Source organism: Mesorhizobium sp. WSM4906 (assembly GCF_029674625.1).
Lineage (GTDB): Bacteria > Pseudomonadota > Alphaproteobacteria > Rhizobiales > Rhizobiaceae > Mesorhizobium.
This window is the reverse complement of record NZ_CP121355.1, coordinates 5,203,736-5,221,553: the sequence shown is the minus strand read 5'-3', so window position 1 is coordinate 5,221,553 and position 17,818 is coordinate 5,203,736. Positions and strand designations below refer to the sequence as shown.

The following is a 17,818-nucleotide window of genomic DNA, read 5'->3' as shown; positions in this document are numbered from 1 at the left end:
CAGATAATGGGCTTTGAGCGTTTCGTGAAGGCGGAAGTCGCAGCGCCGGTCGCCCGCAGCCGCCACGTCCTCGTCTCGGCGCTCGGCATCACGCAGATCCTCGCCTGGGGATCGTCCTACTATCTGCCGGCCGTGCTCGCCGCGCCGATCGCCGCCGATACCGGCTGGTCGCTGGCCTCGGTCGTTGCCGGACTCTCTTGCGGGCTCTTGCTTGCCGGGCTGGTGTCACCCGTCACCGGGCGGCTGATCCAGCGCCATGGCGGCCGGCCGGTGCTCGCCGCGAGTTCGATGCTTTTGGCCGCCGCTCACCTGCTGATGGCGGCGGCCAACGCCTATCCGCTCTACCTGCTTGCCTGGCTGCTGATGGGATTAGGCATGTCGAGCGGCCTTTACGATGCCGGCTTCGCCACGCTCGGCCGCCTCTATGGACAAGGGGCGCGTGGCGCGATCACCAACCTGACGCTTTTCGGCGGCTTCGCCAGCACGGTTTGCTGGCCGCTGAGCGCCTTCCTCGTCGAGCATGAAGGTTGGCGCATCGCCTGCCTTTGCTACGCGGCGATCCACCTGTTGATCTGTCTGCCGCTTCACCTCCGGGTGATACCGCCGCCTCCGGGCGCGGCGCCCGCGTCGGCAAGGAGCGAACGCGGACAGGCGCATGCAGCGGGCCGGGCGAGAACACGCTTCATCCTCCTTGCCTCGATCCAGACGGTATCGGCGTTGATCGCGTCGATGCTCTCCGTCCACCTTCTCACCCTTCTGCAGCTTCGCGGCGTCAGCCTGGCTGTCGCGGTCGGGCTGGGCGCCCTGGTCGGCCCTTCGCAGGTCGGCGCGCGCGTGGCCGAAATGCTGATCGGCCGCAATCGGCACCATCCGATCTGGACCATGCTGACATCGGTGTCGCTGCTGGCCGCCGGGGTCTGGTTGCTCTTTACCAGCCAAACCTTCATTGCGCTGGCGTTGATCCTCTATGGCGCCGGCAATGGCATCCATACGATCGCTCGCGGTGCCCTGCCGCTGGTGCTGTTCGACCCGCAACAATACGCAGCGCTCATGGGCAGGCTCGCAACGCCCAGTCTTATCGTCCAGGCGGCGGCGCCCTCGGTCGGGGCGCTCCTCTTGGGCGCGGGCGGCGGGAATCTCGTTCTGATGACGCTCGCGTTGGCCGCAACGCTCAACGTGGGGCTCTGTATCTGCCTGGTTGCGGCCGTGCGTCGGTGACCGCGCCTACTTGTCCACCGCCAGCGTCTCGTTGAGCACGGCAGCCAGATGCAGACCGCCGAGCGCGAGCTGCCGAATGGCGACCGGCGAGAATTTGTCGAAATAGGCCTGGTCGAGGATTGCCGCATGCGGGTTGTCCGACTTGATCGATGTGCCCTTGGGCAGCGCGCGATAGGCGTCCTCGGCAATTCCATGGCACGCGGCCAGCCATTTCTCCGGCGTCTGGTCGGCTGCCGGCAATGGCGCGAGATTTGGGATGACATCGGTCTCGAGGTCGAGCGCGACCTTGCCCCAATCATAGTATTTGAACAGGATCAGGCTCGAATCCCACACCGCGTGGAAGGTGGTTAGGTCGCGATAGGTGGAGCCGTCCGGCTTCGGCCGCGAGACGTTGAAGGTCACGGTCAGCGTGTTGCCGCCCTGATCGCCCTGGTTGCCGTCCAGGCGCTCGACGCAATGCAGCGGCTGCGACAGGTCGCCGACCAGATGGATGACGAAGGCGAGCGCCTTCCAGCGCTCCTCGTCGCTCTTCTTCGGATCGGCGAGGATTTTTTCCTGCGCCGGCAGCGCCTTCATCAGGCAGAAGCCGAAGGTCGCGTCGTCCTTGCAGTCGCGCGCCGGGTCATAGGCGGTGGTGCTGGCGCTCGCGTCGCCCGGCTTCGACGCCAGCGGGATGTCGACGAAATGCCAGTTCGACGTCTCCTTGTGGTTCTCGGCGCGATAGTCGTCGGGCCAGCTCGCGACCGAGGCCAGCGAGACCGTCGCCGGCGGCTCGAGCTTGAGATGCGAACGCAAGAGCTGCTCGATCACGTCATAGGCGCCTTGGCTCAGCCTGTGCTGCGCGATCTCGGCGATCACCGCATGGCCTTCCTGGCCCCAGGCCAGCGCGTGGCCGTACATCGTCAAGCTAGCCAGACAGGAAACTGCCGCCGCTTTCCAGTTCATCGCCTTGCCTCCTCAAACAAGGTTCCGTTCTGGAAAGTACAATCGAGGAGCGTGTCACAAACAAGCGGTTTTCCAAACGACGCTCTCGTGCGAAGACTTGCGCGAGATCAAGCGTATGCAGCGGATCCGAAAGATCGCGACGGGCTTTATAGCCCTTTCCGAGCCTGGATCGCTCGCGCCGCCTGTTCGATCGCGGCGCGGTCGTTGCCCAGCCTGTCGAGCAATTCCTGCGCCTCTCCGCTGCTGATTCCGGTACGCATCGCAAGCGACTCCACCGTCAGCACATCCGAGCTGTCGACCTCGCGCGTTTCAGGCAGCGCATCGTCCGCCGTGAGCGGCAGGGCGGCCTCGCGGTCGATCTCCATCTCGGCCTGGTGCCAGTGGCGCTCGTGGTCGCCATGGATGCCGCCTTCGCGCTGCCAGATCTCATAGGCACGCTGCCTGATCTTCTCGGTCCGATCGTCGTTCATCGCCTTTTCCTCCGTGCGTCGTCTTCAACGCAGGGCGAGGCGGAACGATCCGCGCTGTTCGAGAAGTGATCGGCGGCACGGCTTGGACCGGGCTGGCCGGCGTAGCGTCAGGGTCCGTAAATCGCCACCGGATTGCCGAACATGCCGGGTTCCGGTTTCACGCCCAGTCCCGGCCGTTGTGGTACGGCGATGTGCCCGTTGCGGATGACGACCGGATTCTTCGTGTCGAAGTGTCCGTCGATATATTCCTGGGCGATCCAGGCGCCTTCCATGCGCCGCGGCTCGACGGTCGCGGCCAGATGCACGCAGGCGGCCGCGATGATGTCGCCGCCCCAGGCATCGTCGCAGCTGTGCGGCAGCGAGCGGATGGCGCAAAGGTCGCGCACCGTCGTCATCTTGGTCAGCCCGCCGAGGCGCGTCACCTTGAAGCCGAAGCCGTCCGCGATGCCGAACGAGATTGCTCGCAGCACCGCGTTCTGGTCCTCGGTGCTTTCGTCGAGATAGACCGGATGCGTGACGCGACCCTTGAGCGTCGCGACCTCGTCCATGGTGTTGCAGGGCTGCTCGAACACGAAGGGGATCGCCTGGCAGAGCCGGTCGAGATGGATGGCGGCCGCGACCGTCAGGCCCCTGTTGCCGTCGACCGCCAGCCGCGCCTTGTGGCCGACCGCTTCCCACACCTTGTGCACGACGGCGACGTCCTCTTCCAGGTCGCGCCCGCCGATCTTGACCTGCAGGCGCGGATAGCCGGCTTTCACCTTGTCGGCCGCGATCCTGGCCGTTTCGTCCGGCGGGCCGACGATCAGCGAATAATAGGTCGGCACGCGGTCGGTCAGCGCGCCGCCGAGCAGCGTCGAGACCGGCACGCCGAGCTTCTGGCCAAGCAGGTCGAGAAAAGCCATGTCGAAGGCGGCCTTGGCGTAGCCGTGTCCGTTGAGCCGCTCGTCCATCTGTTTGGCCAGCAGCCTGATCGAGGCGATCTCCGCGCCGACCAGCCCCGGAGCGATTTCGGCGATCGCGGCGCGGGCGCCCAGCGCATGATGCGGCTGGTAGACCGGGCCGATCGGGCAGGTCTCGCCCCAACCCACCAGCCCGTCATCCGTCACGATCTCGACCAGCGTCGAGTCCAGCGCCTCGACGTCGGCGCTGGCCATCCGGTAGGCGCCACCCTTCACCGGCAGCTGCGCCGAGTAGACGTTGATCCGGTCGATGCGCATCACATCCGCGCCCTGGCCGACGTCGGATCGTAAGGCGAATCCGCGATCACCTCGGCGATCTTCCATTCCCCCAGGATCGCGACGTCGAGCTTCGTGCCGGGTTTGGAAAAACGCTCCGGCAAGAGGGCCAGCGCCACGTCATGTCCGAGCGTATAGCCGTATCCGCCCGACGTGATGCGCCCGACCAGCTCGCCGTTGACATAGAGTCCTTCGGAGGCGAGCGCGCTGGCGCCGTCGGTTTCGATCTTGAGCGTCACCGACTGGCGCTGGTCGTTCCTCGCCTTGTATTCCAACACCGCGTCGCGCCCGACGAAATCGCCCTTGTCCAGGCGGATGAAACGCTCGAGCCCGCTCTCCAGCGCATTGAGCTCCGGGTTCATGTCGCGGTACATCGCACGGTAGGATTTCTCCAGCCTCAGCGACTCCAGCGCATGCAGCCCGACGAGGCGCATGCCGTGCTTCTCGCCTTCGTTCAGGATCGCATCCAGCAATTGCCGCTGGTAGGGCAGCGGATGGTAGAGTTCCCATCCTAGCTCGCCTTCGTAGTTGACGCGCAGCAGCCGCACGTCGCTGGCCAGGGCGACGCTGCCGGTCCTGACGCCGAACCATGGGAATTGAGCGTTCGAAAGATCGATCTCGGTGAGAGGTTGCAGCACCTCCCGCGCGTTCGGTCCAACCACGGTGAAGCAGCCGCGATCGTTGGTGACGTTCCTCAAGGATACTCTGCCGTCGGCGGGCAACAGCCTTGAGAGATCGTCGAAATTCCAGCGTTCCGCGCGCGGCGTCGAGATCAGGTAGAAGCTCTCTTCGCCGAGGCGCGCAACCATGTATTCCGCCTGCACGCCGCCGCCGGCGGTGAGGTGGTGCGCCAAGGTCACCTTGCCGACCGCGGGCAGCCGGTTGGCCAGGATCCTGTCCAGCCAGGCGGCGGCGTTCGGCCCAGACACCTCGAACTTGGTCATCGGCGTCATCTCGACCAGGCCGACGGCGTTGCGCACCGCCAGCACTTCCTCGGCGACGAGGTTCCCCTTTGGCGTCCAGCGCCAGCTATACTGGTCCTTGGCCTCGACGCCGTCGCGCGCGAACCAGTTGGGCATTTCCCAGCCGTTGAGCACGCCCCAGACGGCGCCGAGCTCGGTCAGCCTGTCATAGGACGGCGCGGTCTTCTGCGGGCGGGAGGCGGGCATGTCCTGCCCCGGATATTTCTGCTCGGCATGCGTTCCCCAGGCCTCGCGGACTTTCTCGCGCGTCCAGGCCTTGTTGGCGTAGTCGCCGAAGCGGCGCGGGTCGAGATCGGACGTGTCGAGGCTGTTGCCGCCCTCGACGATCCGCTCCGACAGATAGTAGCCGATCGCGCCGCCCCACAGGATGCCGCCCGGCACGCCCTCGGCCAGCCATACATTGGGCGGGCCCCAGGCCGGTCCCATCAGCGGCAGCTCGTCCGCCGTCATCTGGAAGGGGCCGCGCACATTGGCTTTGATGCCCACGCGTCCCAGCGCCGGCACCAGCTGCAGCGCTTGCTCCCAGTTCCACGACACCGCCTCGAAATCTTCTTCGACGAGATCGGCGCCGAACCAGGCGGGGACGCCGTTCTCGGCAAACAGCTTGAGGTTCGCGGTGCGCTCGTAAGGGCCGAACATCAGCCCGTCGCCTTCTTCGCGCAGATAGCCCTCGAAACCTTCGTCGCGCAGGATCGGCATCTCCGGCCGTCCCTGCCTTTTCCGCTCCACGATCTCCGGCACGGCTTCGGTGATCCAGTACTGATGCAGGATCGGGATCGCCGGGATTTCGAGGCCGAGCAGCGCGCCGGTCTGGCGCGCGTAATTGCCGGTGGCTGAGATGACGTGCTCGCAGGTGATGTCGCCCTTGTTCGTCTCAACCAGCCACTCGCCGCTGGGCACCCGCCTGAAGCCGGTCACCTCGGTATTCAAGTAGACCTTGGCACCCAGATCCCGCGCGCCTTTGGCCATGGCGTGCGTCACGTCGGCCGGCGCAATATGGCCGTCATCGGGATGATAAAGCGCGCCGAGCATGTGGTCGTTGTGAAGCAGCGGGCAGAGCTCCCTGGCCTCGGCCGGCGTCAGCAAGTGCGCACGCATGCCCTGGACATCGGCGACGCTCATATAGCTCTTGAATTCGTCGAGCCGGTCCCTGGAATTGGCGATGCGCAACTGGCCGCATTTGTGCCAGCCGACCGGCTGTCCGGTCTCGGCCTCCAGCCCTTCGTAGATCTCGATGGTTTTCTTGATCATCCGCCCGACATTGATGTTGCGGGCATAGGATGGGATCAGGCCCGCGGCATGCCAGGTCGAGCCGGCCGTCAACTGGGTGCGCTCGAGCAGCGCCACGTCGGTCCAGCCGCGCTTTGCCAGGCCATAGAGGATGCCTGCCCCGACGCATCCTCCGCCGACGATCACCACTCTCGCATGTGCTTGCATCGAACCACCAATTCCGGACCGTTTTTCGAAAAGAGCGCCGTCGAAGCTACAGGCGGCAAAAGGCCGTGTAACGTTCTGAAAAACTAGGGGTTGTGATAAATTTGGCTTATGCACTGGTCCGCCGGGCAGGCTGGCAAATTGGCCCGCATTCTCACTGCGCTTGCCCGTCCTGCGCCGTCTCGTCCTTGAAGTCGACTTTCGTGCCGGGCTTGACCATGGCGGCAAGGTCTTCGGCATCCCAATTGGTCAAGCGGATGCAGCCATGCGAGTAGGTCGCGCCGATCTTGCCGGGATCGGGCGAGCCGTGGATGCCATAGCTTTCGATCGACAGGTCGATCCAGACAGATCCGACCGGATTGTTCGGCCCCTTGGCGATGGTGAAGGGCCGCTTGCTCCTGACCCCCTTGAAGGCGAATTTCGGATCGTAGCGATAGGTCGGATCGTGCACCACGCGCCTGACCTCCGCCGCGCCGCTCGGCGCCGGCTTCTCCTCGCTGCCGATCGAGGCGGGATAGACCGCAATCGGTTTGCCGGACGGATCGAGCGCGCGCACCTGGCGGGACGCCTTGTCGACCTCGACGCTCGCGACCGCCGCCGGGGGAGGGGCGCGGCCGACATCGGGCACCACCAGGGTCGTGTCGGCCTTCCTGAAGCCAGTTTTGGGATTGAGTATCCGCAGCAATTGCTCGCTGACGTGGAAACGCTCCGCCAGCCTCTCCCGCGCGTTGCGATAGCCGAGGCGTCTGAGGTGCGCCATGTGCTCCATGCGCGCCGGGATACGCCTGGTGAAGGGGCCGCGCACATCCTTGGCAGTGACCTCGTAACTTGTCAGCACCGGGCCGGCGAAAGTCGCCGTCAGTCTGTCCCATGTCTCCCGCGTCAGCTTGCCGTCGGAGGGCAATCCGTTCGCCGCCTGGAAGGCCGCGACGGCCTTGGCAAAATTGTCGGAAAGCCGGCCGTCGATCAAACCGGGCGAGAAGTGGGCGCGATCGAGAAGGATCTGCGCTTTGACCAGCATAGGGTCGACGTCTTTCGGCTCGCTGTCGCTGAATTGCGCTTGATTGACCGCCTCGAGGTCCAGCCTGGCCGCCTGGGTCCCGCCGCATGCAAGGGCAAGCGCTACCGCGACGACTGGAAGGAGCCTGACCATCGACGTCACTCCGGGACCGCGCCAAGTACCTGTCTCTATGACGCGGGACGGCCGATCTGGTTCCTGCCGGCTCGCGCGAAGATCATCGCGAACGTGCACTCTTGGCCATATGCGGTTGAATTTTAAGCTGGAAGCAGTTCCCAAGAACGCAAATTGATGTCATGCTTATATAAGGGCCTATGCATTTTCTGATTCCATGGCCCCCTGTCCCTGGTGACCGACGGCTCCCCAACGCCCCCCGCCCATGCCGTCGGTTGCCCGTTCGTGACCCAGGACCTGCAGAGCCAGTCGGCCAACCCGCCAGTTGGACGAGGCGGCGCCGGTCGCCGCCTCAGTCACATCAAGGATGCTTCGACTGGACTTTTCCTGTCGCGGGAGGAATTGCTCCATCCTCGATAAGGATGTCCTTCCTGCGGGCAAAGGCAGCGAAGACACCTCTGGCCGTTTCTGCATCGATGTCTCCGGCCAGCGCGGCCCTGCAAGCGCGGATCGCCGCCTTCTGCTCGGGGCTGTTGCCACACCAGTCGATGACAAATTGATAGGCGTCCGCGACGGTGTTCAATTGACGCGGGAATCCCAGTCCGACCCAGATGCGGATGGGCTTTTCGAATGGTTCGGCGAGCATTGCGAAACCGCCTCGTTCCGCGACGATTCTACGCGACCACTCCGCCGCCGCGATTGCCCCTGCCGGCCATCCAAGGCAAGGTGACGCTCACGTCCTCGTGGATTTTGACCGACTTTGCGAAACCGCAAAACGCATCTCTGGCGGCCGTCAGCGGAAAGCTGCTGTCGAATGCTCGCTGGCAGGCACGCAGGGTGGTCTCATAGATGGTGCCGCGTCTGTTCTTGGGCCATTCGTAGAGAAATTCCAGGGCGTCCTCGAGGCATGCGATTTCCTGGATGAGGTTGTTCCCGTTCTTCACGAAAACCGGGCTGTCAAACATCCGATCGTTCATAGGATCCTCCAAGTCGAACGAACAATTTGAGTTTGGGATAGGCCGGGACCCACAGCGGTCCGCGCCCGTCTGCGATATGGGTTTGTGGTTTTGGGCCGTCAAGATCGGGGCGCGGTAGGTCGAGATCAATAGCGAAGTTGGACCGAGAAGCTCCACCTAGGACGGCGACTTGCTCGAGAGCGCCTTCGCTTCGCGAACGAGCGAACCCCAGTTCAACCCCAGGAAAGAAATGAGCTCCAAAGCCTGCGCCTCGGTAACGCCGACCTCCCGGACAAGCCGTTGAACAATGGTTTCCTGTAACTGGTTTTCAGATTTGAGCGCCATGGGAGTCCCCTGTTGGCGCGCAACGTTCAACTAAGGGATTTGTTCCGACAATCCGCCGGCCCGGACAACAACCTCGCCCAACGGAGGCCTCATCGACTGGATTTGAGCTTCCGGATACGTCCCTTATCCAAACGGAACACTCCATCCGTGCCGCCCTGGCTCTCGAAATCGGTCTGAAGCTCGTCCCATGTGCCTAGATATTTGCCGCACTCGGCGCAACGGACCGGAGTTGTGGGCTGGGCATCGGCTGGAATCTGCAAACGGATGACCCCGCAGAACGGGCATTCCAATTTGTGGTTCAGGTACTCGCCGACCATGCCGACCATAATGCGCAGCATCGCCCAATCGGCATACCTGCGCAAGCCGAGGAAGGTGTCGACGAACTTCCTGCTTCAAAGCGGCCCGATCTCGGAAAACAGCCAATCCCGAAAGGCCTTGACCTTGCGCTGGCGGATCGCTTCCGGCGGGTAGACGAGATAGAAGCTGGAGACGGCCTTCAGCGCATGGTCGAAAGGTCGGATCAGCCTGCCGGTGGCAAGGTCGGCCGAGACGAGCATGGTGCGGCCGAGCACCACGCCTTCGCCCTGCACGGCGGATTCCACCGCGAAGGTGGCTGAATCGAAGGTGAGCCCGCTGTTCGGGTCGACGCCCTCGACGCCGGCGCTGGCCAGCCACGCCGCCCAGTCGATCCTGTATCCGTCGCGGATCAGCGTGTGGTGCTTGAGGTCTTGCGGAGACCTGAGCGGGTGCGACCCCTCCAAGAGCCTCGGGCTGCAGACCGGAAACACCTCCTCGCCGGTGAGGAATTCGGAGGTCAGTCCCGGATACTCGCCGCTGCCGTAGCGGATGGCGACATCGATGCCGTCGCCGCGGAAATTGGTGAGCCTGCCCGTGGTCGAAACCCGCACGTCGATATCTCCGTGCGCGCGGTGGAAACGGTAAAGCCTGGGCACCAGCCATTTCCCCGCAAAGCCGTCGGACGTGCTGACGTTCAGGGTCGAGTTCGAAAGGCGCGAGGTCGCCGTCTCGGTGGCGACCGATAGCTGGTCGAGCGCCTCGCGCACCGCACGCGCATAGGGCTCGCCGACGGCGGTCAGCCGCACCGAGCGCGTCGCGCGCTCGAAGAGCTGCACGCCGAGCTGGTCCTCCAGATGCTTCACCGCCCGGCTGATGGCGCCATGCGTGAGGTTGAGCTCGTCCGCCGCCTTGGAGAAATTCAGGTGGCGAGCGGCGGCCTCGAAGGCGGGCAATGCGTTGAGCGGCGGCAGTCTGCGGGCCATGGCGCAAATCTATTTGTGAGCATAAGTAACAAATACTTGCCAAACTTTGGTTTGTCTGTCGAGAGTTTTCCAGTCAAAAATCCTCACAGCATCTGTGATTAGCGCTCACTTCAGAGCAAAACGCTGCGAGGACAAAATGGCTACCGTTCATCCTTTCCTCTGGTTCAATCTCGACGCCGAACAGGCGCGCGACTTCTATCTCTCGGTGTTCAAGAACGGTCGGGCGCTGGAGACGATCACCCTCACCGACAATGTCGCCGGCACCGACACGCCGCACGCGATCTTCGACTTCGAGCTCGAAGGCCAGCGCTTCACGGCGCTCAATGCCGGCGGGGTGCCGCCCTTCAACGAAAGGATCTCGCTCTACGTCGAGACCAGGGACCAGGCCGAGACCGACTATTACTGGAACGCGCTGACGGCGGGCGGCGGGTCGGAAAAGCCCTGCGGCTGGCTGCGGGACAAGTTCGGCGTCTACTGGCAGGTCATCCCGGAGCCGGCGCTGCGCCTGATGAACGACCCGGATCGCGACAAAGCCGACCGGGCACGTCAGGCGATGTACAAGATGAGCAAGATCATCCTCGCCGATATCGAAGCGGCCCACGCCGGCCGCGCCTAACTCGACAAATCACCGCTGGAAGATGGAGGAACCCATGACCAAGCTCACGGGAAAGAAGATCATTGTCGTCGGAGGCAGCTCCGGCATCGGCTTCGGCGTTGCGGCGGCCGCGCTGGAAAACGGCGCGGAGGTGGTGATCGTCGGCCGCTCGGCGGAGAAGCTGAAGGCCGCGGAAAAGAGGCTCGCCGGGGCAGGGCGCGTGACGGGCGTTGCGGCCGACATGGCCAACGAGGCGGATGTCGCCCGGCTGTTCGACGAAGTCGGCGCCTTCGATCATCTGGTGGCGACCGCCGGCACGCCGCCGCCCAATTATCCGATCGGCGAAGCCGACATGGCGTTCGTGCGCCAGTTCGTCGACGGCAAGCTGATCGGCGCGGTCATGTTGGCCAAACACGCGGTGCGCACGCTGAGGAAGGGCGGCTCCATGACCTTCACCTCCGGCATCAACAAGGACCGGCCGCCCGTCCCCGGCGGTTCGGTCGTCTCGGCGATCGCCGGCTCCTTCAGCTATTTCGCCCGCGCGCTGGCGCTGGAACTTGCACCGACACGCGTCAACATCGTCTCGCCCGGCTGGGTGGATACCGAGATGTGGGACGAGATCGTCGGCGCGGCCAAGGCCGGCTATTTCGACCAGATGGGCGCGCGCATTCCCGTGGGCAGGATCGCGACGCCTGCCGACGTGGCGCCGGCCTATCTCTATCTGATGCAGAACGCGTTCATGACCGGCGAGACCATCCACATCGACGGCGGGCAGCGGCTGGTCTGAGCGGGCCTGCTTGGACCTTGCCGGGCATTCGGACCAATGGCATTTTCAGCGGAACGCCAATATACATGACGTTCGATGAGCAGCGCCTCCGCATAAGAGGAATGCCATGCGAAAGTTCGTCTTCACGGCCATGTGCATTGCCGCCGCCACAGGCGCCAATGCCCATGACTGGTACGAAAACAAGGTTGACCCGGTAACAAAGTTCAAGTGCTGCGGCGGTCATGACTGCCGCGCCATACCGCAGTCTTCGGTTCAGTCCAGGGTCGACGGGGGCTACGTCTATCTGCCCGACGGTTTCAACATCCCGCGAGACCGGGTGCAGGAATCGCCGGACGGCCAATATCATATCTGCGAGAATAACTACGTCATAACCAACCAGCCCTATTTGCGCTGCTTTTTCGCGCCCCGGGTCGAGATTTCTCGACTGCTCCCGCGTTGAGAGGATACCGCTGCCTCGCAGCGAGATCCGGGATCGGCAAGGCGTGCGCGACTGCGGCGAACCCGCACGCATGGCTTGCTGCCACGGGTCGCCGAGCAAGGCGGCAGCTTGCGCGGAAAGTCCATTTGACCAGTCTTCCCGGCTGGCGATCAAGCCATGCGGACCTGGCAGGCGTCCGGCGCGGCACTCATTGCAGATATGGCCCTGTTTCGCCATTATGCCCCGGGGGCGGGCGGTCATGATATCCTTGAATCCATTTGCAAGAGAAGGTTGGCTGCGCTCCGTGTCGCGGCCAATCCGGCGCGAGTTGCCAAACGCCATTCGGCGAAAACTTGAGGCATCGAGAGCGCGCTCCAATCGACGTGGCCACCCGGCGACGTTCATCGGCATCACGGGAAGTTCGGGCAAGACAACCACCGCCAGCCTGCTGGGACACGTGCTCGAGGCATATGCGCCAACCACCACCCAAGCGATCTACAACACCGCCGTTGACATCGCGCCGGCGGTGGCATCCGCATCTCGAAACAGCGAGTTCGTCGTTCTGGAAATCGGCGCTTCGAAAAAGGGATCGGTGGCTCGATCCGCTCGTTTGATAGAGCCCGATGTCGCGATCGTCACCATCGTCGACCTGGAACACTATAGTGTGTTTCGCAGCCTCGAAGCGGTGGCCGACGAAAAGGGCTGGCTGGTGAATGCGGTCCGACCCGGAGGCTTTGCGCTTCTCAACGCCGATGACGAACACGTGCTCGCCATGCGTCGCCGTACGCGCGAGCGCATCGTTACCTATGGCCGGGACGAGGGGGCCGACTTCCGCGTCCTGTCAGCCGAGTTCTCCTTCCCAGGTCCGTTGCGCGTTCGCATCGCCTGGAAGGGCAATGAGGAGACCGTCGTTTCTCCCCTTCCAGGGAAGCACTTTTGGCTCGCGGTCACGGCTGCTTTTGCGGCGGCCGTCGAACTCGGTGTTTCGCCCGAACAGATCAAGGAACGGATAGCCGGCTTTGGTGGCGTTCCCAATCGCTGCCAGATCATGGAGGTGCCTCACGGCCCCACCTTCATCGTCGATGCAGCCAAGGCGCCCTTTGGGACGATAGACCTCGCCTTCGATGTTATGAGCGACGCCACCGACAGACGCCGCAAAGTCGTCATCGGGCAGATCTCCGACTATGCGGGAAATCCTTATTCCAAATACACGAAGGCCTATCAGCGGGCGCGGGCGGTTGCCGACGAGGTTATCGCGGTGGGAGACAATGCACACAAGGTTCGCGCTACGGAAGAGGACATCGCGTCGGGACGGTTCCACCGATTCCGCGACGTCCACGAGGTCTACTCCTACTTCAAGAAAACGGCTGTCGAAGGCGACCTCATCCTGTTGAAAAGTTCGGGCAGCCTGCATCTGGAGAGAGTTGCGCTTGCCTGGACCAGCGATGTCAAATGCTGGGAAAAGCGATGTGGTTTCACCATCGGCTGTGTAAGTTGCGGGCTCTACACACACCCTTTCCACGAACATGGCCGAATTCGGCGTCGTGAGAAACGCCGTCGGCGCAGGGAAAAGATCAGGCGTCTGGTCGCCGCGCCTTTCAGGCTGTTCCGGGGTATGAACCCGCCATAATCAATCAGGCGTCTTTACAGGTTGGCCGGGTCGTCCGCGGCCGCCTGCGTTTTTACAGTCTCCGGCGCGTTGGCCGCACGCGCTCGGCGATACCAAAGCGACCGCAGGAATTTCCTCGCCTGCAGGAAATTCCCCCATACGGACCGAACCACAATCCTCTTGCTTCTCAGATCGCTCCGTTCACTTTCCAGAATGGATCCACCGAGCTGGAGGCTTACTTCGTCGACCAGATTGGGAGAAGTCGACCACACGCGGATGGCAAACTCCCACGGATGGGAAAAGTCCTCATCGATAGGCCTGAACAAATGACGGCGACGCAGAAGCGATTGAGCCGCCTGCCTGTTGATCAGATAGGCTACCGCGCCCGAGGCCGGGTACTTGTATCCGACCAGATGCGTGGCCCCAATCTTAATCGTCTCTACAACTTTCTTATGGTTGAAATCGAAGAACTTTACGATACTCCAAATGCCTCGGTTAGAAATGGCGTCGTTTATCGCCTGGATGAATTGCTCGTCATTGCGGATTTTGAAATCGTCCTCAAAAACCAACGCAAAATCCATCCCTTTGCGCATCACTTCTTGCCAGATCTTCCGGTGCCCGAGATATACGGAAATCTCGCCCCTCGTAAGCGAGCGCTTGTGAAGGGTCCAATTCAGAAGGCGTGAGTAGGCGCGATCGATCTCGGCGCTGTTTTGATCGACGCCCTGGACGAAATCGAAGGAAAGGCCGACGCGGCCTAGTTCGTTGGCGGCGTGCATCCTGCGGGCTCCGCCCGCCGGCTCCACAGTCAGGACGAATACGCCCAACTTCGGAAATTCGATTGCTCGAGAGGAAGAGCTATCCATGGTCTTTGGCCGCCGACGCCTTCAGTGCCCTCAGCCTTTTCCTCGCGGAAGACGCATAGAGCGAGCGGGGAATTTCGCGAATTTTGTCAAGCAGCGATCCGAATTTGTACGCGCCTGTCGTCTCTCCGAATTTCTGATGGGCATAGATTTTTCCCGGCCCGATATATTTCCGGCCGAGGAAGTGCTCCGGGATAAGGGTGTGAGACGGCCAGATGACAATCTCGGGGCGGAGTTCTTCTATGAGCTCGGCAACAAAGAGATTGCCTGTTTGACGCCAAGGATGATCAAGCTGCTGCGGCGGTATTCTCGACAGGCGGTCGATGATTTCCTTCAGGAAAGGATGGTTTGGCGCTGACGCCACGATGGGGGCAACCAGTTGCCCCCTGAGAAACTCGTTCTCATAGACGGTGTAGAGCTCGCCTCCGTCGTCGAACAGATCATCGATGGGGTTGACGCAAATACTGTCTGCGCCGGCGATGTAGCCGCCATGCCTGTACAGTATTTCGTAGCGCAGCAAATCGGCGGCGCCGGCATACCATCCCCGCTTCATGTACTCGTTGATCTGGGGCCCGGTCCTGAACTCTCCGCCGCCCAGGAAATCATTGTCGTAAAGCGTGTAGTCCCAGCTGGGATGCCTGTCGATCCACGTCCGCATCCACGCTGTCGGAGCAACCTTGGGCCCAATCCAGATGTGACCGAGATTCCTGGGTATATTCATGGGACAATGCTCGCCGTCTGACCTGCGCTTTTGCGGGTGTGAGCGGCCGCTATTTTGCCAAGCACGATCCTTTCATTCGCGGCGGTGCGGCTGCGATCGGCAGGTTCGTGCCGAACGGGCAGCACCTCCGCCGCTCTGGCGCCGGGTCGCCGGATGATATCCTTGTCATGCAGGCGGAAGACGGAAGTTCGCATCCTGCGTGCCCCACTCGACAAATGTTTCGTCAAAGCCCCAAGCCACGGGTGCATCGGCTTTCCAGCGCGCGCGACTGCAACCCTTTATGCGCTGCCAAATGAATGAGCGATAGTCCGACAGTCGATGCGAGGGAAGGCGCACGAAAAACGCCACAACCTTCGCCAAATCGAAAAATTGTATTGCATCGCGCCAAAAAACGGCACGATCCGCCCCCACAAGCATTTGCTTTGACACCACCCGCATTAAGTCCCCGGTAGATCAATATTGCCGACAGCAGCTGCAGTCAACCGAAGAACCGGAACTGTCGCCAAGGCCTGCCTGTTTTGGCTCACGGCAGCGATGGGGTGCGCCTGGATCTGGAACGACCGTGGACTGATCTGACCGAGCACGGCAGGAGATCGCGTTCGAGGTCCGCTTGCGACCAATTTTGCCGTTCGCACCGGGCCCGTCAGGCTAGATGTGAGCGTAAGCCGCTGAAATCCTTAACGCGATTTTCATGCCACTGGTTTAGCCACCTGGCATATGAGCGATTCCGAGCAGCCTGGCCCAGGTTCCGCCCCCGAGGGGCAAAGCGAAACCGTGGAAGCGGGAATCCTGAGGGACCAACTCGCCGATCTCAGGATGGGGCTCTTCATTTCGATGCCCATCGGCACGGTGCTGTCGGCCCTGATCCTGGCCGTGCTGATGCTCTCGGGCGTCGGCCTTACGGCACTGCTGTGGTTCGCGGCCGTCAGCGTCATAAATGGCGCCCGCATAGGGCTTGCCCTCGCCCGGGCGGATGTTCCCGATAGTTGGCCCGATGGCGGGTTGAAGCCGGTCGCCGCCCGGCTTTCGCTTTACGGGCTGTTGGCTCTGGCATCCGGCATCGCGTGGTCTTTTCTGGCCGTGCTGTCGGACGGGTACACCACGTCCCAGGCGCCGCTCTATCTGATCGTTCTTGCGGGTCTGTCGGCCGGTTCGGTCACCTATGGAGCATCATACGCGCCGGCTTCGATCAACTTCATGACGCTGCCGCTGCTGGTCAGCGCTGCGTGCGTGCTGGCGAAAGGCAATATCGAGAACTACGTCCTCGGTTTCACCATCCTGCTTTTTCTCGCGGGAATGATCAGAAGCTCGCTACTCGGGCAGGCCCGCTTCCGGGAGACGAGCCGTCTCAAATACGAGGCGAGGGCATTCGCCGCCCGGATGGAACAAAACTCCAGGCGGGATCCGCTGACGAATTTGCTCAACAGGTATGGGCTGGAACAGGCTATCTCCCAACTGGGGCGTTCCGACGGTCCGTTCGTGGCCATGCTGATCGACCTCGACGGCTTCAAATCGGTCAACGACACCTATGGTCACAATATCGGGGACGACCTTTTGGTCAGGGTCGCTCGCAGGATCGAGAACCATGCCCCGCCGGAGGCAACGATTGCGCGCATCGGCGGCGACGAGTTCGTGCTGCTCTTTCCCGCCTCGATGTCCCGGCATTCGGTCGACGGACTTGCATCAGCGATCATCGCCGCCATCGCGGATCCGGATCCGGTGTTGAATTCGGTGCGCGTCGGCGCGTCGATTGGCATCTACGTGTCGGAGAAACCGCAATTGACGGAGATGCTGCTGCGCGCGGATTTCGCGCTTTATGCGGCCAAGCGCGCCGGCAGGAACGAATACTGCCTCTTCGATGCCGAGCTCGACCACGGGCTCGAACGCAAGCAGTGCATCGAGCGCGACCTGCGCGGAGCCATCGAAGCGGGCACGCTTTGCTCATGGTTCCAGCCCATCGTGCGGCTGGATACCCACGCAGTGGTCGGCTTCGAAGCGCTGCTGCGGTGGCGGCACCCGCTTCACGGGGCCATTGCCCCGCCCGAGATCGTCACCGCGGCGCGCGAAACCGGCCTGCTTTCCCTGTTGACGGAGACGGTGTTTCTCAATTGCTGCTCCATGATCGAGGAGCTGGCGAGGAACGGGCGCCGGGATGTGCGCGTCGCGATGAATCTTTCGCCGCGCGAACTCGAGGCAGGCAATGTCGACGATATGATACTGGGCGGCCTCCAGGCAATGAATGTCCCGGCGGCGATGCTCGAGCTGGAGATCACGGAAGAGGCACCCGTGGATCGCGACAGGGTCGACGAAAAGCTGGAGCGCCTGGCCGACGCGGGCATATCGATCGTGCTCGACGATTTCGGCACCGGCTTCTCGACCCTGGTTTCACTGAAGGACAGCCGCATCCGCAAGATCAAGATCGACAAGGACTTCGTTCGCGATCTGGCCAGGTCCGTGGAAGACCAGGCTCTCGTCAAGGCCGTCATCGATCTCGGGCGAACGCTGGGCATAGAGGTGATGGCGGAGGGCGTGGAAACCGACGCCGATCGCCTGATCCTGCGCTCGCTCGATTGCACGATCGTGCAGGGCTTCCTCTTCTCGGCAGCACTGCCCATGTATGACGCGCTTGCCTTCGAACCGAGGCATTTCGACGACTCGGCCAAAGCCTCGCTCGATCCCATACCGTCACGCCGAACCGGCAGCGCTGCCTGAGCGGCGAGCGTCGCGATGGCTCAACGGCCATCGATCCGACTCAACTGCTCAACCACGACGCCGAGGCGCGTCGATGACGACCCTCATCGCCCGGAAGAGCTGCCGCCGGCTCGGA

The 17,818-nt window shown here is 62.8% G+C and carries 18 protein-coding genes; 6 read left to right on the top strand and 12 right to left on the bottom strand.

From position 1 onward, the window contains the following. Window positions 1–24: 24 nt before the first annotated feature. On the top strand, window positions 25–1,218 hold the full coding sequence (locus QAZ22_RS25215) for an MFS transporter (RefSeq protein WP_278203433.1): 1,194 nt from the start codon (window positions 25–27) through the stop codon (window positions 1,216–1,218). A gap of 6 nt (window positions 1,219–1,224) precedes the next feature. Here the strand turns inward: QAZ22_RS25215 and QAZ22_RS25210 are convergent, their stop codons facing one another. The 10 genes from QAZ22_RS25210 to QAZ22_RS25165 form a co-directional block, all read right to left on the bottom strand. Next, complete coding sequence (locus tag QAZ22_RS25210) at window positions 1,225–2,163, bottom strand: S1/P1 nuclease (protein ID WP_278203432.1); 939 nt, start codon at window positions 2,161–2,163, stop codon at window positions 1,225–1,227. Between the two features lie 146 nt (window positions 2,164–2,309). Continuing rightward, window positions 2,310–2,633, bottom strand: a complete 324-nt coding sequence (locus QAZ22_RS25205; protein WP_278203431.1) for a DUF2934 domain-containing protein — start codon at window positions 2,631–2,633, stop codon at window positions 2,310–2,312. 107 nt (window positions 2,634–2,740) lie between these two features. Further along, window positions 2,741–3,850: a mandelate racemase/muconate lactonizing enzyme family protein gene (locus tag QAZ22_RS25200; protein WP_278203430.1), complete on the bottom strand. Its 1,110-nt coding sequence runs from the start codon at window positions 3,848–3,850 to the stop codon at window positions 2,741–2,743. Next, complete coding sequence (locus tag QAZ22_RS25195) at window positions 3,850–6,288, bottom strand: FAD-dependent oxidoreductase (RefSeq protein ID WP_278203429.1); 2,439 nt, start codon at window positions 6,286–6,288, stop codon at window positions 3,850–3,852. Before QAZ22_RS25195 ends, QAZ22_RS25200 begins: the two co-directional genes overlap by 1 nt. 151 nt (window positions 6,289–6,439) lie before the next feature. After that, window positions 6,440–7,438 carry a L,D-transpeptidase gene (locus QAZ22_RS25190; RefSeq protein ID WP_278203428.1) on the bottom strand — a complete coding sequence of 333 codons (999 nt, stop codon included), beginning with the start codon at window positions 7,436–7,438 and terminating at the stop codon, window positions 6,440–6,442. Window positions 7,439–7,778: 340 nt separating this feature from the next. Beyond that, window positions 7,779–8,063: a DUF982 domain-containing protein gene (locus QAZ22_RS25185; protein WP_278203427.1), complete on the bottom strand. Its 285-nt coding sequence runs from the start codon at window positions 8,061–8,063 to the stop codon at window positions 7,779–7,781. A gap of 28 nt (window positions 8,064–8,091) precedes the next feature. Beyond that, on the bottom strand, window positions 8,092–8,394 hold the full coding sequence (locus QAZ22_RS25180; protein ID WP_278203426.1) for a DUF982 domain-containing protein: 303 nt from the start codon (window positions 8,392–8,394) through the stop codon (window positions 8,092–8,094). Window positions 8,395–8,550: 156 nt separating this feature from the next. Then, window positions 8,551–8,718, bottom strand: coding sequence for a hypothetical protein (locus tag QAZ22_RS25175; protein ID WP_278203425.1), 168 nt, complete (start codon window positions 8,716–8,718; stop codon window positions 8,551–8,553). 89 nt (window positions 8,719–8,807) lie between these two features. Then, on the bottom strand, window positions 8,808–9,056 hold the full coding sequence (locus QAZ22_RS25170) for a hypothetical protein (RefSeq protein WP_278203424.1): 249 nt from the start codon (window positions 9,054–9,056) through the stop codon (window positions 8,808–8,810). Window positions 9,057–9,110: 54 nt separating this feature from the next. Continuing rightward, the gene (locus tag QAZ22_RS25165; protein WP_278203423.1) at window positions 9,111–9,998 is read right to left on the bottom strand and encodes a transcriptional regulator GcvA; all 888 of its coding nucleotides are present in this window, start codon (window positions 9,996–9,998) and stop codon (window positions 9,111–9,113) included. A gap of 136 nt (window positions 9,999–10,134) precedes the next feature. Here QAZ22_RS25165 and QAZ22_RS25160 point away from each other — a divergent pair, with 136 nt between their 5' ends. The 4 genes from QAZ22_RS25160 to QAZ22_RS25145 all read left to right on the top strand — a co-directional run bounded on the left by QAZ22_RS25160 (window position 10,135) and on the right by QAZ22_RS25145 (window position 13,428). Next, complete coding sequence (locus QAZ22_RS25160) at window positions 10,135–10,614, top strand: VOC family protein (RefSeq protein ID WP_278203422.1); 480 nt, start codon at window positions 10,135–10,137, stop codon at window positions 10,612–10,614. A gap of 34 nt (window positions 10,615–10,648) precedes the next feature. After that, window positions 10,649–11,380, top strand: a complete 732-nt coding sequence (locus QAZ22_RS25155; protein ID WP_278203421.1) for an SDR family oxidoreductase — start codon at window positions 10,649–10,651, stop codon at window positions 11,378–11,380. A gap of 106 nt (window positions 11,381–11,486) precedes the next feature. Beyond that, the gene (locus QAZ22_RS25150; RefSeq protein ID WP_278203420.1) at window positions 11,487–11,819 is read left to right on the top strand and encodes a hypothetical protein; all 333 of its coding nucleotides are present in this window, start codon (window positions 11,487–11,489) and stop codon (window positions 11,817–11,819) included. Window positions 11,820–12,057: 238 nt separating this feature from the next. Further along, on the top strand, window positions 12,058–13,428 hold the full coding sequence (locus QAZ22_RS25145; protein WP_278203419.1) for a Mur ligase family protein: 1,371 nt from the start codon (window positions 12,058–12,060) through the stop codon (window positions 13,426–13,428). A gap of 14 nt (window positions 13,429–13,442) precedes the next feature. On the opposite strand, the gene QAZ22_RS25140 is transcribed toward QAZ22_RS25145, so the two are convergent. Together QAZ22_RS25140 and QAZ22_RS25135 are read right to left on the bottom strand one after the other, a co-directional pair. After that, window positions 13,443–14,186, bottom strand: coding sequence for a glycosyltransferase family 25 protein (locus QAZ22_RS25140; protein ID WP_278203418.1), 744 nt, complete (start codon window positions 14,184–14,186; stop codon window positions 13,443–13,445). Between the two features lie 79 nt (window positions 14,187–14,265). Continuing rightward, on the bottom strand, window positions 14,266–14,928 hold the full coding sequence (locus QAZ22_RS25135; protein WP_278203417.1) for a glycosyltransferase: 663 nt from the start codon (window positions 14,926–14,928) through the stop codon (window positions 14,266–14,268). An 837-nt stretch (window positions 14,929–15,765) separates the two neighbouring features. Here QAZ22_RS25135 and QAZ22_RS25130 point away from each other — a divergent pair. Continuing rightward, a complete protein-coding gene (locus QAZ22_RS25130; RefSeq protein ID WP_278203416.1) occupies window positions 15,766–17,703 on the top strand; it encodes a GGDEF domain-containing phosphodiesterase in 1,938 nt (645 codons plus the stop codon). The last annotated feature ends 115 nt before the right edge of the window (window positions 17,704–17,818 follow it).